Here is a 16,711-nt window from a genome sequence, read left to right as displayed (position 1 = left end):
GAGCTACATGCCGTATTCGCTGAGGAACTTGATCCGCATGATCTTCAATTGCTCCCAGGTGAAATTACCATCGGACAGCTCCTGCTGGGCTACCTGCAGGCTGCTGGTCTCGCAACCTTTGAAATATTCGATGATCTCATCCTGCTCGTATTCGTCCAGCATCTCGTCGACGGCATAGTCCAGGTTGAGCTTGGTACCGCTGGCGGCGATGGTCTCCATGTCCTCCAGCAAGGCGTCCAGGCGGAGGTCTTTATTTTTTGCGATGGTCTCCAGAGGGATCTTCTTGTCCACCTGCTGGATGATGTAGACTTTATTGACACTTTTATTGACGACGCTCTTCATCACGAAATCATCGGGCTTCTCGATGTCATTCTCCTCTACGTATTTAGCGATGATCTCGATGAAGGGCTTGCCATAGCGGATGGCTTTGCCTTTGCTGACGCCCTGGCATTTTTCCAGCTCCTGCGTCGTCGTGGGATATAAGGTCGCCATGTCCTGGAGGGATGTTTCCAGGAAAATGACGAAGGGGGGTAATTGTTTCTTCTTGGCTTCCTTCTGCCGCAGGTCTTTTAACAGTTCGAAGAGTTTCTCGTCTGCGGAAGTGGTGCCACCTGTCTGTTCGCCTTCTTCCTCGTCATCAGCATTGGCTTCTTCGAAGAGATTGTTCAGGACAATTTTGAAGGAGCGGGGCTTTTTCAGGAAATCCTCCCCTTTCTTCGTGAACTTCAGGACGCCATATTCTTCGATGTCTTTTTTCAGCAGGTCTTCCAGCAGGAGCTGGCGGATCAGTGAATTCCAGAAATGTTCCGGCTCTTCCTTGCCTATGCCGAACTCGGAAATGCCTTCGTGGCGGAACATATGGATCTGGGGGGTCAGCTTGCCTGTGAGGATGTTGACGACATAGTTCGTCGCAAAGCGTTCGTCCAGGGCCTTGACGGTCTTCAACACTTTTACGGCGTTGTCCTTGGCCTCTACCCTCTCCTTCGGATGAAGGCAATTGTCGCAGCTGCCGCAGTTCTCCGTGGTATACTCCTCTCCGAAATAGCTCATGAGCACTTTCCGGCGGCAGACGCCTGTCTCGGCATAACCTACGGTCTCGTTGATCAGCTGGGCGCCGACCTCGCGTTCGCTCAGCGGCTTGTCTTTCATCAGGTGCTCCAGCTTGGCGACGTCCTTGTGAGAGTAATAGAGGATACAGTTGCCTTCCAGCCCATCACGGCCGGCGCGACCTGTTTCCTGGTAATAATTCTCGATGGACTTGGGAATATTGAAGTGAATGACGAAGCGAATGTCCGGCTTGTCGATGCCCATGCCGAAGGCAATGGTGGCAACGATGACCTGCACGTCCTCATTCAGGAAAAGGTCCTGGCGTTCGGCCCGGAGCTTGCTGTCCAGTCCTGCGTGGTAGGCTACGGCCTTGATGCCATTGGCGACCAGCATATCAGCCAGCTCTTCGGTGGTTTTCCGGTTGAGGGTATAGATGATACCGCTCTTTCCTTTATGTTGTACAATATAGCGGACGATGCTTTTGATGGTCTGGTCCTTCTTGATCTTGGGCTGGATCTCGTAATACAGATTGCCCCTGTTGAAGGAGGAGATAAAAATCTTGGGATCACGCAGGCCCAGGTTCTTTACGATGTCGCTCTGTACCTTAGGCGTGGCGGTCGCTGTCAGCGCGATAACGGGAATATCCGGGCTGATCTGGTCCATCATTTCCCGAAGGCGACGGTATTCGGGGCGGAAATCATGTCCCCACTCGGAGATACAATGCGCTTCATCCACGGCGAAGAAAGAGATCTTCAGGTCGCTGAAAAACTCCATATTCTCCTGCTTGGTGAGCGTTTCCGGGGCCACGTACAGCATTTTCGTGTGGCCATTGAGCAGGTCCTCATGGACTTCCCGGATCTGTTTTTTATTTAAAGTGGAATTCAGGAAATGGGCGACATTATCCTTGGCGCTGTAGCCGCGAACCAGGTCCACCTGGTTCTTCATTAGGGCGATGAGCGGACTGACAATGATCGCTACACCTTCACTGATCATAGCGGGCAGCTGGTAACAGAGACTTTTTCCGCCGCCTGTGGGCATAATGACGAAGGTGTCGTGCCCGGAGAGCAGATTTTGGATGATAGCAGCCTGATTGTCTTTAAAGGCGTCAAAGCCGAAGTATTCCTGTAACTGAGCCTGTAGGGGATCTGAAGGGTTGGATCTGACTTTTACGGACTTGCTACTGACGGCCTTTGTTTTCCTGGTAACGGTTTTTTTAGTTGTGGTTGTTGCCATGCTCGAATATTTTCCTCCTCACGATTTACGGTAACCAAAATACCCTGAACAGCCGGAATTACTTATTCACGCATTAAGATTAACAGGTGAATAAAGGCGTTCTATTGTATCTATTCAGAGCCCGGCTTAAGGGGTTGGCGAAGTTACACAAAAACAGGGTAAGCCCATAGCTGAATCTGTTAAAAGTTGCCATTCACTGTATAAATATAAGAAAAAATGATATGTATTCGGAGTGGAAATTTTAAGCGATAATAGTTTGATATACAAAGAAGAATGGTGAAACGCTCTTGAAATGGGGATCAAAAGATAAAGATTAACACTTAGGAAATACGATTTGGCCTGCTTTTAAGGGAAAGGGGGAGAAACAAGGAGGGCGGTTCTGGGATGGATGACGGTGGTAAATGAATGGACATGAAGAACCTAACACGACGATGGAAACATTATTGAGCAGTATCAAGCGTACATGTGCATTTATTGTCCTTTTATCATTTTAATGTAGGTTTGCGAAATCTTTATGAGCAAGGGCATCAATATTCTCGAGACAGGCAGAAATACCATCCGGAAGGAGGCCGCATCAGTGGCTGCGTTGGAAGAGCTTTTGGACGGCCAGTTCGAGAAAGCGGTGGAGCTCATATTTGCCTGCAAGGGCCGGGTGATCGTCAGCGGCATCGGGAAAAGCGCCATTATTGCGCAGAAGATCGTCGCCACTTTTAACTCCACGGGTACGCCGGCTATTTTTCTTCATGCTGCGGATGCCATTCACGGCGACCTGGGCATGGTTCAGGAGCAGGATATTGTACTTATTATCAGTAAGAGCGGGGAGAGCCCGGAGGTCAAAATGCTGCTCAGCTTTATCAGGAATTTCGGGAATCCACTGGTGGCCATGGTGGGTAACCTGCAATCCGTGTTGGCCAAACAGGCTTCCATTGTACTGAATACCACGGTAGACCAGGAAGCTTGCCTCAATAACCTGGCCCCCACCAGCAGCACGACGACACAGCTGGTGATGGGCGATGCCCTGGCGGTGACGCTGATGGAAATGAGGGGATTCGGGAGCGAGGACTTTGCCAGATTCCATCCCGGCGGTACGTTGGGGAAGAAGCTCTACCTGCGGGTACAGGATTTGTATATCCACAACGAGCGGCCGAAAGTGCCTGTCTCCGCCACGCTCCGGGAAGTGATCATGGAGATCACCTCCAAGCGCCTGGGTGCAACGGCTGTCACGGATGAAAAAGGCGGTTTGCTGGGTATCGTTACGGACGGTGACCTGCGCCGCATGCTGGAGAAGAATATCAACACGGACGGGATGACGGCCGGGACCATCATGACGAAGCATCCGAAGACCGTGGAAGCGGAAGCGTTGGCGATCGAAGCACTTGACCTAATGCGCACATATGATATCACACAGCTGGTGGTTACCGGGACGACTGGCTATATGGGCTTTATCCATTTGCACGACCTAATCCGGGAAGGGATCATTTAAAACGTTTTATGAATAAAAATCACTATGTGGTCATCATGGCCGGCGGCATCGGCAGCCGCTTCTGGCCTATGAGCCGTCAGAACTTTCCCAAGCAGTTCCTGGACATCCTGAATACGGGAAAGACGCTGATCCAATGGACCTTTGAGCGCTTTGCATCCTTTATTCCCGCGGAGAACATTTATGTGGTGACGTCCAACGAGTACAAGGACATCGTGCACGACCAGCTACCTGAGCTACCCAAAGCAAACATATTGGGAGAGCCATCCCGGAAGAACACGGCTCCCTGTATCGCTTACATCTCTTTCAAATTGATGCAGAAAGACCCTAAGGCCTCTCTCATCGTGGCGCCGGCTGACCACCTGATCATGGATAAGAAGGGATTTACCAAGGTATGCCTGGAAGCGCTGAGCTTTGTCAACAAGCACAGCGCCTTTATCACCCTGGGCATCAAGCCGACCTATCCCAATACGGGGTATGGCTATATCCAGCATGAGCAGCAGTCTGTATCCGACAATGTTTATAAGGTAAAGACCTTTACCGAAAAGCCGAACCTGGAGCTGGCCAAGACCTTTTTAGCCAGCGGCGATTTCCTGTGGAATGCGGGTATTTTTGTCTGGCAGGTGAAGAACATCATCCAGGCGTTCGAAAAATATCTGCCCGAGATGTACGATGTATTTGCGGCGGAAAAAGAGAAGTTCAACACGCCCGGCGAAAAGGCGGCCCTGGAACATATCTATCCCTTATGCACGAATATTTCCATCGATTTCGGTATCATGGAAAAGGCGGACAATGTCTACGTGATACCGTCCTCATTTGGATGGAGCGACCTGGGTACCTGGAACAGCGCCTACGAGAACCTTGAAAAGGATTACCTGGCCAATGCGGTGGCTGGCGATAATGTCGTGGTGATCGATTCCACCAAGTGTGTCGTGAAGGCGCCCAATGACAAGCTGCTGTTGCTGCAGGGCCTTGATGATTTCATTGTCGTGGATACCAAGGATGTGCTGCTGATCTGCAAGCGGGAAAAAGAGCAGGAGATCAAGGAATATGTGGCAGAGCTGAAACGCAGCAAAGGGGATCAATACCTCTGAAGGAGGAGACAAAGGAGATTCGTATATTCGTTGCATGTCTCCCCACCCACTCCATAACATTCTGTTCCTGGATATCGAAACGGTGTCCCAGCATCGGACATTTGAAGAAGTGCCTGATGAGTGGAAAGCACTATGGCGGCACAAAGCCGAGATATTGCTGAAGGACAAACAGCCGGTGAGCCTGGAAGATGTCGAAAAGATCTACGAACGAAGCGCCATCTATGCGGAATTCGGCAAGATCATCTGCATCAGCTGCGGGATCGTCTCCGGACCTCCTTCGGACAGGAAGCTGACGCTGAAATCCTTTTCCGGCGACGATGAAAAGGCGTTGCTGGCCGGGTTTGCGGACCTGTTGCGTAAATGGGCGCCGGATCACTCCAAATATCTTTGCGCGCATAACGGCAGGGAATTCGATTTCCCCTATCTCTGCCGCAGGATGGTCATTCATGGGATGAACATTCCGGCCGTGCTGAACATGTCCGGCAGAAAACCCTGGGAGGTCCAGCACATCGATACCATGGAGCTTTGGAAATTCGGAGAATACAGAAGCTTTGTCGGACTGAACCTGCTGGCCCATACGCTTGGGATCCCCACGCCAAAGGACGATATCGACGGCAGCCAGGTGGGGAATGTTTATTGGGTCCAGGGCGACCTTCCCAGGATAGTCACCTATTGCCAGAAAGATGTCATCACCGTAGCACAGGTGTATCTCCGCATGCACGGCGAGTCCCTTATCCGGGACGAGAACATAGAATTAAAATAGCGCCTTTCAAGCATTATTACCATGAACATTCCTTCTATCCCCAGCAAGCTGCCCCAGGTGGGGACGACCATCTTTACCGTCATGAGTTCGCTGGCCACGGAACTGGGCGCCGTGAACCTGGGTCAGGGCTTTCCTGATTTTCCCATGGACGCCCGGCTGATAGGCCTGGTGGATAAGGCCATGCGGGACGGCTTCAACCAATATGCGCATATGCATGGGCTACAGTCCCTGCGGGAAGTGCTGTCGGCGAAGATCGAATACCTGTATAACACTTCGGTCGACCCTGCTACCCAGATCACCATTACCCCGGGCGGGACCTATGCTATCTATACGGCGCTTACCACGATACTACGGCCGGGGGATGAGGTGATCGTCTTCGAGCCGGCTTATGACAGCTATATCCCGAACATCGAGATCAATGGCGCCGTGGCCATCCGGATCCCCCTGAGCTTTCCCGACTACCGGATCGACTGGGAAGAAGTGCGTCGCCGGGTCACGTCCAGGACCAGGATGATCATGCTGAACTCGCCGCATAATCCCACCGGCTCGGTGCTGCGGGAAGACGATATCGTCGCGTTGCGGGCATTGGTAAAGGATAGCGGCATCTTCATCCAGTCGGACGAGGTATATGAGCATCTTATTTTTGACGGGGTGCCCCATCAATCTATTTTACGCTACCCCGACCTGCTGGAAAGGAGCTTTGTCTCCTTCTCTTTCGGGAAGATCTACCATTGCACGGGCTGGAAGCTGGGGTATAGTGTTTCTTCGCCGGCGTTGATGGCGGAGTTCCGGAAGGTCCACCAGTTCAACTGTTTCAGCTGTCATACGCCTTCGCAGGTGGCGCTGGCGGAGTTTCTCACGGACAGGAGCTCGTACCTGGATCTCCCTGCTTTTCTGCAGGGCAAAAGGGACTATTTCCAGGATTTGATGCGCGCCACGCGGTTTACGCCCCTCCCCTCTTTTGGCAGCTATTTTCAATTGTACCGATATGACCGGATCAGTGATGAAAGCGATAAGGATTTTGCCATTCGTATTACGAAAGAATATGGGGTGGCGATGATCCCCGTCTCCGCGTTCTACACGGCGGGTAAAGATGATAAGGTGGTACGGTTCTGCTTTGCAAAGAAGGAGGAGACGCTGCAGCGGGCGGTGGAGCGGCTGCTCAAAATATAATGGATATATGATAAAGAAGACAGGGGTAGCTGTCATGGTGGTGTCGTGGATGGCTTGCGGCGGAGGTGGAGGAAAGAAGGCGGGCGGTGATACGGTAGATACGACAAGCATTACCACGTCGGGGGCTGTTGCGGCACGGCCACATGATACGGCCTATTATACGGGGGCGGAGACGGACACGTTGGCGGGTGTCGATACGTCCGCAGCATTAGCTGGCAGGGATGAGCCAGTCCCGGAGCAGGTGTCGCATTCCATCCACCTGCAAAAAGGAGTGGAGCTGCAGCTGCATACGCCCAAGGGGTATCATATCGGTGTCGCCTTTGAAGGCTTGCGACGATTGAGGTTTCTTGCCAGAAGTCCGGACGGAAGGCTCTTTGCTTCGGACATGTTCAATACCAGCGACAATAAAAGAGGTAAGGTATACATCTTCGCCGATTGGGACAGCGCTGGCCGGCAGTTCAGGAAGGTGCAAACCTTTATGGAAGGACTGCACAATCCGAACCAGGTGGGTTTTTACGAGGAGGAGGGCAGGACCTATATCTACATTTCGGAGACGGATAAGCTCTGCCGTTACCCTTACCGCGGGGGCGACACGGTCCCTTCCGGGCCGGCACAGGTGGTGGCCACCTGGCCGGATTACGGACTGGGGTATAAATACGGGGGATGGCATCTCACCAGAAGCTTTGCCTTTCACGGGCGGAAATTATATGTGAGCGTTGGCAGCAGCTGTAATGCCTGTATCGAAAGCGAGGATGTGCGGGCCACGATCCAGGAGATGGACCCTGATGGCGGCGACCGGCATGTTTTTGCCAGGGGCCTGCGGAATTCCGTGGGGATCAAATGGGTGGGTGATGAGCTGTGGTCCACCGGCATGGGGAGAGATCTGCTGGGACCGGATAAACCGGAAGACCTTTTTCAGAAGATCGGTAGGGGCGTCCACTATGGATGGCCGTTCTATTTTCAATATAAAAAGACCATTTATCCTGATACGGCCATGCAAAGGTTGGCGCATGAAACGGCCATGTCGCTGCCGCCGCCGCCGCCCGTGGCGTATTGCGGGTTCCTGGCGCATTCCGCACCGCTGGGGTTCGACTATTTCAGGGGTTTTGGCGACAGCCTGCTACGGGATGCCTTTGTGGTGGCGTTGCATGGCTCGACCACGGTCTCGCGTCAGCGGGGCAACAGTATCGTGAAAATAACGCGCCATGGAGGGTATGTTCCCATCGTGGATGGGTTCCTGTCCGGCAGGACGGAGGCGGACCGTAAGGGGCGGCCTTGCGGCGTGCTGATGAACGACGCGCGGTCCTTTTTTTTCACGGATGACAAGAACGGGGTCCTGTATTATGTTTGGAAAGAATGATCGTTTATTCATCAACTGATAAAAGAATTAATTATGGCGACTATTGATACGGTGGTGTTCGACCTGGGCGGGGTGCTGGTAGACTGGAACCCGGATTACCTGTATAAGGAGATCTTCCCGGGTGAGGAAGAACGGAAGTGGTTCCTGTCCAATATATGTACGCTGGACTGGAACGAGGAGCAGGATGCCGGCAGGACCCTGAAGGAAGGCACTGAATACCTGGTGCGCAAATACCCGGAGCATGAAAAATACATCCGGATGTATTACGATCGCTGGAAGGAGATGCTGGGAGGGCCCATCCATGAGACGGTGGAGATCTTCCGGCACCTGAAGGAAAAGAGCAAAGTGCGGCTGTATGCCCTGACGAACTGGAGCGCCGAAACCTTTCCCATTGCGCTGGAGCTGTACGAATTCCTCCATTGGTTTGATGGCCGGCTCGTGTCCGGGGCGGAAAAAATAAGGAAGCCTTCACCTGATATTTATAAGCTGCTGATCAGGAGATTTGACATCGATCCTTCCCGGGCGGTGTATGTGGATGATAATCTCCGGAATGTGACTCCGGCCAAAGCGCTGGGTTTTTATGGCATTCATTTTCAAAGCCCGGGGCAGTTCCGCCAGGAGCTGGAGCAGCTGGGGGTGTGGTAGGGGGTCTGTGACAGAGGGTCCTGTTTGCGATACGCGGTCCTGCTATTTCAGCAGCTGGTAGACCAGCAGGCTGACGAGATAGGCCAGGCCCGTCATATACACCAGCTGGATCAAAGGCCATTTCCAGCTGCGGGTCTCGCGCCGCACGACGGCCAGGGTGCTCATGCATTGCATGGCCAGCACATAGAATACCATGAGGGAAATGCCGGCTGCCAAAGTATACACGGGCGTTCCGTCATTCCGGCGGGCGGCGCGCAGGCGCTGCTGCAGGGTCTGCGGGTCTGCATCCTTTCCTCCTTCCACGCTGTACAAGGTGGCCATCGTCCCGACGAAGACTTCCCTTGCGGCAAAAGAGGTGATGAGGGCGATGCCGATCTTCCAATCGAATCCCAGGGGATGAATGACGGGTTCGACGGCTTTGCCTAAGATACCGGCATAGGAGTTTTCCAGGAGGGCGGCCTGCTTCTCTTTGTTCAGGTCCGCCGCCCGGGCGGGGTTTTGCTGAGCCTGCCGGGCGTATTTGTCTTTGACGTCCTGCATGCGGGCGCCGGGGCCATACGTGCTGAGCGCCCAGAGAATGAGGCTGATGACGATGATGACCTTACCGGCATCTACCACGAAGATCTTTGCTTTGTTCACCATGGTGACCAGCACGTTGTTCCAGCGGGGGGCCCTGTAGATGGGCAGCTCGAGGATAAAGAAGCTTTTTTCCTTTATTTTAATGAACCATTTGGCTACATAGGAGACGACCATGGCCATCACCAGCCCCAGCATATACAAGCCCATCATGACGAGGCCCTGCAGGCTGAAAATTCCCAATACCTTTCCCCGGGGAACGGCCACGGCGATGAGCATGGTATACACGGGCAGGCGGGCGCTGCAGCTCATGAGCGGCGTGATCAGGATGGTGAGCAGGCGTTCTTTCCTGTTCTCGATATTCCGGGTGCTCATGATGGCGGGGACGGCGCAGGCGAAGCCGCTGATCATGGGCATGACGCTCTTGCCGTTGAGGCCTACCTTTCGCATGAGCTTATCAGTGAGAAAGCTGATGCGGGCCATATAGCCGGTGTCTTCCAGGATGGTGATCAGCCCGAAAAGGATCATGATCTGGGGGACGAAGACGAGGATGCCGCTGAGGCCGGCCAGCAGACCATTGACGAACAAGTCGCTCCACCAGGCTTCGGGCAGCAGCTGGCCCAGCCAGGCGCCCAGCCGGGAGAAGCTCCAGTCGATGGCGTCCATGGGATATTGCGCGATCCAGAAAACGCTTTGGAACAGGAAGAAGAGGACCCCCAGCAAAATGATATAGCCCCAGGTACGGTCCAGGAATACATTATCCAGGCGCTCGGTGAACAGGGTCTTTTGCAGCGGGTCCGGCTCTGACACCGTGTGCTGCATGATCTGCTTGATGCGGCTGTAGCGTTGCATGATCTCGTCGGCCTGGATACGGGTGTGATTGAAAGCATGTTTGCTTTCGATGTGTTCGATCTTTTCCTGGAGTCCCTGGTCAAAGTCGAAGCTTTCGTGGTTGATCAGGTAGTGGATGGCCGTATAGTCGCTGATCTCCTTTCCGCGGAAGAGGGCTTTCACGTCCTGTACGGCGCCGGTGGCCAGGGCATTGCCTGCGATGAAATCGCGGGGCGGCGCCTGGTGGAGCTGCCTTGCCCTCAGCTCTATGATCTTTTTCAGCTGGGGGATGCCCTTGTTCTTACGGGGATTGACGGAGACGACGGGAATGCCCAGCTCCCGTTCCAACCCTTCGATGTCGATGTCGATGCCTTTGGAGGCGGCCAGGTCCATCATCGTGAGGGCGACTACCACGGGTATTTTCAGGTCGATGATCTGGGAGCAGAAAAGGAGGTTTCGTTTCAGGTTGGACGCGTCCACCAGCAGGACTACCATGTCGGCGTGAATGCTGGGGTCCTGACCCAAAAGGACTTTATAAGTGACCCATTCGTCTGCTCTTTTGGGGTAGAGGCTATAAGTGCCCGGCAGGTCGATGATCTGGACGGAGTTACCGGTGGAAAGCTGGGTGAAGCCCGTCTTTTTGTCGACGGTGACGCCGGGGAAATTGCCCACTTTCTGGTTCAGGCCGGTGAGGGCATTGAAAAGGGAGCTTTTTCCAGCGTTTGGATTGCCCACCAATGCTACATGTAAGGTATTCTTTTTTTGTTCCACCGGTCTAATTCAGCGGGTAAAGGTAGGTGATAATTGGTGGTTGGGTTTACGAGATCGGGAGTGATTAGGAGCCGCCGGGAAGGTTTATCAGTTTCCCGTTTTCATACAGCGGCAGCACCGGCGCCACATCGGGTGTCAGGCAATAGGCGATGTCCTTTTCGAGGCCATAGCCTGAAAGACGTTGATAATGAGAGGCATTCTTGGCCTTCATGAAGCCGTACAGGTCTTTTTGAGCTTCCAGGTAGAGGGTTTCGGCGATCTGGGAGGAGTCGCAGTTGATATAGAAATTTTCCTTGACCTGGTGGATCACGGCTCCGGCGAAGAGCAGGTCTTCTATATTGACCCGGTCTTTCCAGGCTGCGCAGGCCAGTACGACGGGCAGATTTTGGGCCAGCAGATAGTCGCAGACAGCGGTCAGGTTGGGGAAGGAGCCTGTGATGATCTGCCCGGCGCCTCTGTCGAGGGCCACGTGCAGCAATTTGGTGCCGTTGGTGGTGGTGAGCACCAGGGTCTTTCCGCCAATGAAGCTGGGGGGATACTCGAAAGGTGAATTGCCGTGCTGCAGTCCTTCTGCGATCATGCCATCCCGTTCGCCGGCTGTGATGCCGTCGATCTGTTTGCCCAGCTCGATGCATTTGGCGACGCTATCTACGGGGATGACGCATTTGGCGCCATTGTGCAGGGCGGTTGCGATGGTAGAAGTGGCGCGAAGGACGTCGATGATCACCACGATGGCATGGTTCAGATCATAGAGATGCAGTAATGCGGGTGATAAAGCCGTATATAAACTGGGTCTGGAATTTGTCATAGCGAATGGTCTGCAAATGTAAGGCTTATAGAACAAAAACGAGCCGGAGGTTCGTTGTTTGTAACCGAGCGTAGCGAAGGTTACGACCGAGGAGGAGCGAGGGACGACGCTCCAACGAAGGTCTCAGACATTAGATATTTGGCACAATTGGTTAAATTTCAGAACGCCAATTGTGCTCAATTTATTTATTCAAAATAAACTTCCATTTTTCAGACTCAGCGTATTCCCTGATCAGTTGATTGCGTAATTCCAGTAGTTTTTTCAGATAATCGGTCAGAAAGAGGCGGTTGGCCAGCTTACCCAGTCCGCCGTAGGGGGATTCAAAGTGGAACAGGTCGATGATGAGGGTGCCGTTGCCAACGCGTTTGAAATGATGTTCATGCCGGAGGCTTTTGAAGTCGCCTTCCACCATTTCATCGGTGAAGGAGAGGGGACGATTCATGGAAGTGATGCGGCTGCGGAGTATGCGGGTCTTAAAGAAGTGCCGGGCTTTCCATGTGACCGTCTCATCTTTGCCGATGAGGCCGGCGACGGTTCCGGCAATCGCTTCCTCCCCTGTATGGGCCATGGATTTCCGGTGCAGCTCGATGCTTCGGCTGAGGTCAAAGACCCGCTCGGTAGGGGCGGCGACAAACGTCGTTAGATGAATGGTTGGCATTGCTTGGCTAATAGGTCCTGGATGGTTTTTCTTTCCGGAGCATAATAGCAAGAAAAAATCATTCCAACCTTGTTGATTTCCATGAAAAATGGAAGATAGGGGTAAATTCGACCGGCGGCAAAGCAGGATCAGCTAAATGGGAGCTTGACCACCCTGGCCAGGAGGAGCTTATCGCGGACCTTGATGTAGACCTGGGTGTCCAGGTTGGCGAAGACGGCGCTGACATAGCCCATCCCGATGGCCTTCCCTAAAGAGGGGGACTGTGTACCGGAGGTCACTTTTCCGATGGGCCGGCCGGAAAAGTCCTTAATCTCATAGTCATGGCGGGGGATGCCCTTGTCTATCATTTCGAAACCGATCAGCTTGCGGGGAGCGCCTTCTGCCTTCTGTTTTTCCAGGATGGGGCGGGCGGTGAAATCCTTGGTAAACTTGGTGATCCAGCCCAGGCCTGCTTCCAGGGGAGAGGTGGTGTCGTCGATGTCATTGCCGTAGAGGCAATAGCCCATTTCCAGGCGCAGGGTGTCGCGGGCGCCTAATCCAATGGGCTTGAGGCCCTGAGGTCCACCGACCTCGAAGATCTTATTCCAGATGGTGGCGGCTGCGTCATCCTTGTCTTCGAAATAGATCTCGATGCCGCCGGCTCCTGTATAGCCGGTGGCGCTGATCAGTACGTTGTCCACTCCGGCGAAACGACCTTTTTCGAACGTATAATATTTCAGGTTCAGGATATCGATATCGGTGAGGGCCTGCATGATCTTTGTCGCATTGGGTCCCTGGATGGCCAGCAGGCATGTCTTTTCGGAGATATTGTGCATCTCGGCCTTGTGAATATTGTGCCGGGAGATCCATTTCCAGTCTTTTTCGATGTTGGAGGCGTTTACTACCAGCATATAGGCCTTATTCGGCTCCATGCAATAGACGATGAGATCGTCCACGATACCGCCTTCGTCATTGGTGAGCGCGCTGTACTGGGCTTTGCCGGCGGTCAATTTTGATGCATCGTTGGTGGTCACCCGCTGGATCAGGTCGAGGGCATTTTCCCCTTTCACGATAAATTCGCCCATATGGCTTACGTCGAAGATCCCGGCATTGGTGCGGACGGCCTGGTGCTCGTCGTTGATGCCGGTGTAGCTGATGGGCATATTGTATCCGGCGAATTCGACCATTTTGGCGCCCAGGGCTTTATGAAAAGATTCGAAAGGGGTGGACTTCATGTGATGATGGTTTTATTAGGCGCGGCAAAGGTAGGGGATTTGGGTTGTAGTTGGAGGGGGAAGGATGGACGGGGCTGGGGGGTAAATAAAGGGGCGTCACAGACGCACCGGCTATAACCGAGCAAAGCGAAGGTTATGAACGAGGTATCCGAGGAAGGGTCCGACAGTGTTGGAACCAACGAAGGCAACCGAGCGCAGGCGAAGGTTGCGACCAAGGTCTCAACGGTGTTGAGACCGTAGGCCTGGCGTAGCCCTCGTGTCGAAGCAGCGCTGACGAAGTTCCCATAATCAGATGTTTTTCGGGATGGGCTATTTTGGGCAGGAAGGCCATCCCAAAAAAAAAGGCTCCCGGCCAATGCCGGAGAGCCTTGTGTTCCAACTTCAACCAACTATTGAAATAGTGCTGATAGCAAATACAGGTGTCCGTCTACAGTCGGCCGGCTGCTGGCGGAAAGAGCGGCCGTCTTTTTCACCGTGTCGACAGTGGGCGCGGGACGGGTGGATTTGGGGGAATGATAACGATAGCCGGGATCTTCCTCTGAGTTCTTTTCGTCGTTGCCTTTCTTTTCTTGCCTTTTATCCTCTTTTCTTTCGTCATTGTCTACTTTTCTTCTGTCAGTGCGGACGAGCCCGTCATTGGTCATGATGTACTCTACATCTTTGGACCAACCATACTGGCTGCCTATATTGATGTCATCATCCCATTCGCGGCCCCAGTCGTCGTCGTAGTTCTTGTTCCTGTTCCAGCGGCCACGATTGTTGTGCACGTCGACGTTGAACCAGGAGTATTGGTCGATGTTGCGATTGATAAGGATACGCCGGCCGACAGGTATTGAGACGACGACAAGCACCTGCTGGTTACGGAATTTCTGATCCCGGGAGATGGTGAATCCATGGGGCAGATAGAGTATGCTGTCCGCCTGCTGTACGGGGAACTGGATCTGCTCAGCGAGCCGCCGGGCTATGTTGGCATTACTGCCATGGCTGAATTTCAGGAGCCTCACACGGTAGCTGCTGTCTTCGCTCTTCACGAGGTTGATGCGTACGGTGTTCAGGATGAAGCTGTCTTCGTTGAGATTGTAAAAAGGGCTATTCCGATCCCAGCTGAAGTCGAACCACCAGTCGCCGTCAAAGTAGTCGTGTCTTCCTTCGGTGGCTTTTACGATCAGCTTGTTATGGCTGGGGTGGGACAAGGTCAGCTCTTCTTCCACGTGCTGGCGGGAACGGAAGTTGTTCATGATGACGCCGGCCAGGGCGATGGTGCTGAACAGGCCGATGACCCAAAGGGTGATGAATGCATAACGAAGGTAATGCTGACGGGAGCGTACCCCTGTGATGCGGCGGATGAGCCAGGTAAGCAGGGCAATGACCGGGATCACCAGGAAGAGGAAGAAGCTTGCCCAGAGCAGGACGTTCTGCCAGAACCCGGTGAGGATATAGTTCTTAATGGTCAGGATAGCGGGGCCGCGAAAGACGAGGGTTATCAGGACCATGATCAGGCAAAAGGCAATCGTTCCGGCGATGAACAGGAAGAAGGCTTTGAACAGGATGCCGATGGCACGTCCGATGCCGCTGCCGGCCCTGCGGGCGGCTGGATAGGCTTCCGATGCGAAGTTCTGGGTGGTTTGTTTCACCTTTTCTCCCGTGCCTTGAAAAGTACCCTTCAGGTCAGTGCCCACGTTGCTGGCTTTTTTCGCAAAGCCTTCCAGGTCGCTCTTGATGGTGTTCTTTATTGATTCCAGGTCAACTTTTTCGCCGCGCATTTCCAGCTTTTGAGAGGAGGATATGGCTTCGGGCAGGACGATCCACAGCACGATGTAAGTGATGAACAGGGTGCCGCCGAAGCCGCCTGAATAAAATGCGGGGCTGTCCCAGTCGAACCACATATGGCGGAAGATGGATGTCAATATGCTCAGGATCAGGGGCAGACAGAATATGAGGCGGGGTATCCAGACCTCGATGTGGAAGTAGGCGGCCAGTCCGCTGGCCACGCCACCGATGACGCGGTCGTCGGGGTTGCGGTACAGGCGTTTGCGGGCGTTGACCGGCAAGGTCTTGGTCGGAAGGACCACCCAAAGAATGATATACAGGAGAACGCCAGCGCCCCAGCCAAAGGTGATGAGGACAAAGATGATCCGCATGATGGCGGGATCTATGCCCAGGTAATTGGCCAGGCCGCCACAGACGCCGCCCAGGATCTTTTCATTTTCGGAGCGGTGAAGGCGGCGGGGCTCTTCACTGGAATAGGAGGAGGACTGCTGCTGGGTATTAGCGCTTTGTCCTTGTCCCTGCCCTTTTCCGGGGGCTGCGTCATCGTCTTCGAAGTCTTCAGGTCTTCCCATGCTGGCGATGATGGCATTTACGTCTTCGTCAGTGATGCAGGCGGCGCCTTTCTTCAGCGTCTCGGAAAAAAGCTCGGCAAACCTATTTTCAATATCACTAATGATCTCATCCCTCCCTTCTTCATTAGCGAAATGTCTGCGCAGGCTTTCGATATACTGCTGCAGAATTTCATAGGCGGTCTCTTCGATCGGGACTACCCGGCTATGAAAGTTTATATTAATGATCTTTTTCATTTGAGTTGTATTTGAAGGTTGAAATTTGAAACAGCGGTCTTTACAGGGTTTTAGGTTTTGTTGGCAAGGGCATGGACGGCGTTGGCTAGTTCGTTCCAGGTGGCTTCCAGTTCGCTGTAGAAAGCTTCTCCCTTTGGCGTCAGGGAAAAGTACTTGCGTGGGGGACCTGAATTACTTTCTACCCATCGATAAGTGAGCATGTCTGCATTCTTCAGGCGGGTAAGCAAGGGGTAGAGGGTACCTTCCAATATATTCAGATTGGCGGCCTTCATCTCTTCCACGATGTCGGAGGGGTAGGCCTCGCCGCGCCGAATTACCGAGAGAATACAAAACTCCAGGATACCTTTTCGCATCTGGCTCTGGGTGTTCTCAATATTCATACGCTTCGATTTTATGCTTGAACGGTGATATAAATCATCTTGTCAAAACAAAGATAAATACTTTTTTAGTACTATGCAACACAAAGTACTGAACTAAGGAAG

13 protein-coding genes are annotated in these 16,711 nt (G+C 53.3%); 6 read left to right on the top strand and 7 right to left on the bottom strand.

The window, feature by feature from the left end; translation table 11 throughout:
- Positions 1-3: 3 nt before the first annotated feature.
- Positions 4-2,280 (bottom strand): DNA helicase RecQ, encoded by a 2,277-nt coding sequence (gene recQ / locus Q4E93_RS27825; RefSeq protein WP_303590969.1) that lies wholly within the window; start codon positions 2,278-2,280, stop codon positions 4-6.
- A gap of 514 nt (positions 2,281-2,794) precedes the next feature.
- Here recQ and Q4E93_RS27820 point away from each other — a divergent pair.
- The 6 genes from Q4E93_RS27820 to Q4E93_RS27795 are packed head-to-tail and all read left to right on the top strand — an operon-like array spanning position 2,795 to position 8,795.
- Positions 2,795-3,763, top strand: coding sequence for a KpsF/GutQ family sugar-phosphate isomerase (locus Q4E93_RS27820; protein WP_303590967.1), 969 nt, complete (start codon positions 2,795-2,797; stop codon positions 3,761-3,763).
- A gap of 8 nt (positions 3,764-3,771) precedes the next feature.
- A complete protein-coding gene (locus Q4E93_RS27815) occupies positions 3,772-4,854 on the top strand; it encodes a mannose-1-phosphate guanylyltransferase (protein WP_303590965.1) in 1,083 nt (360 codons plus the stop codon).
- A 34-nt stretch (positions 4,855-4,888) separates the two neighbouring features.
- A complete protein-coding gene (locus tag Q4E93_RS27810) occupies positions 4,889-5,617 on the top strand; it encodes a 3'-5' exonuclease (protein WP_303590963.1) in 729 nt (242 codons plus the stop codon).
- A gap of 21 nt (positions 5,618-5,638) precedes the next feature.
- A complete protein-coding gene (locus tag Q4E93_RS27805) occupies positions 5,639-6,790 on the top strand; it encodes a methionine aminotransferase (RefSeq protein ID WP_303590962.1) in 1,152 nt (383 codons plus the stop codon).
- A 7-nt stretch (positions 6,791-6,797) separates the two neighbouring features.
- The gene (locus Q4E93_RS27800; RefSeq protein ID WP_303590960.1) at positions 6,798-8,150 is read left to right on the top strand and encodes a PQQ-dependent sugar dehydrogenase; all 1,353 of its coding nucleotides are present in this window, start codon (positions 6,798-6,800) and stop codon (positions 8,148-8,150) included.
- Between the two features lie 33 nt (positions 8,151-8,183).
- Complete coding sequence (locus Q4E93_RS27795) at positions 8,184-8,795, top strand: HAD family hydrolase (protein WP_303590958.1); 612 nt, start codon at positions 8,184-8,186, stop codon at positions 8,793-8,795.
- A 42-nt stretch (positions 8,796-8,837) separates the two neighbouring features.
- On the opposite strand, the gene feoB is transcribed toward Q4E93_RS27795, so the two are convergent.
- The 6 genes from feoB to Q4E93_RS27765 all read right to left on the bottom strand — a co-directional run bounded on the left by feoB (position 8,838) and on the right by Q4E93_RS27765 (position 16,609).
- Positions 8,838-10,973, bottom strand: coding sequence for a ferrous iron transport protein B (gene feoB / locus Q4E93_RS27790; protein ID WP_303590956.1), 2,136 nt, complete (start codon positions 10,971-10,973; stop codon positions 8,838-8,840).
- Positions 10,974-11,037: 64 nt separating this feature from the next.
- Positions 11,038-11,781, bottom strand: coding sequence for a 2-phosphosulfolactate phosphatase (locus Q4E93_RS27785; RefSeq protein WP_303590955.1), 744 nt, complete (start codon positions 11,779-11,781; stop codon positions 11,038-11,040).
- A gap of 181 nt (positions 11,782-11,962) precedes the next feature.
- Positions 11,963-12,439, bottom strand: coding sequence for an SRPBCC family protein (locus Q4E93_RS27780; protein WP_303590954.1), 477 nt, complete (start codon positions 12,437-12,439; stop codon positions 11,963-11,965).
- A 128-nt stretch (positions 12,440-12,567) separates the two neighbouring features.
- Entirely contained in the window at positions 12,568-13,653 is a 1,086-nt protein-coding gene (gene gcvT / locus Q4E93_RS27775; RefSeq protein ID WP_303590952.1) for a glycine cleavage system aminomethyltransferase GcvT, read from the bottom strand.
- A gap of 389 nt (positions 13,654-14,042) precedes the next feature.
- Complete coding sequence (locus Q4E93_RS27770) at positions 14,043-16,229, bottom strand: PspC domain-containing protein (protein WP_303590950.1); 2,187 nt, start codon at positions 16,227-16,229, stop codon at positions 14,043-14,045.
- A 50-nt stretch (positions 16,230-16,279) separates the two neighbouring features.
- Positions 16,280-16,609, bottom strand: coding sequence for a PadR family transcriptional regulator (locus Q4E93_RS27765; RefSeq protein WP_303590948.1), 330 nt, complete (start codon positions 16,607-16,609; stop codon positions 16,280-16,282).
- Between the last annotated feature and the right edge of the window lie 102 nt (positions 16,610-16,711).

Source organism: Flavitalea plasmicola (genome assembly GCF_030546645.1).
GTDB lineage: Bacteria > Bacteroidota > Bacteroidia > Chitinophagales > Chitinophagaceae > Puia.
Note: the sequence above shows the minus strand (reverse complement) of the source record. Positions and strands in the feature narration are given on the sequence as shown.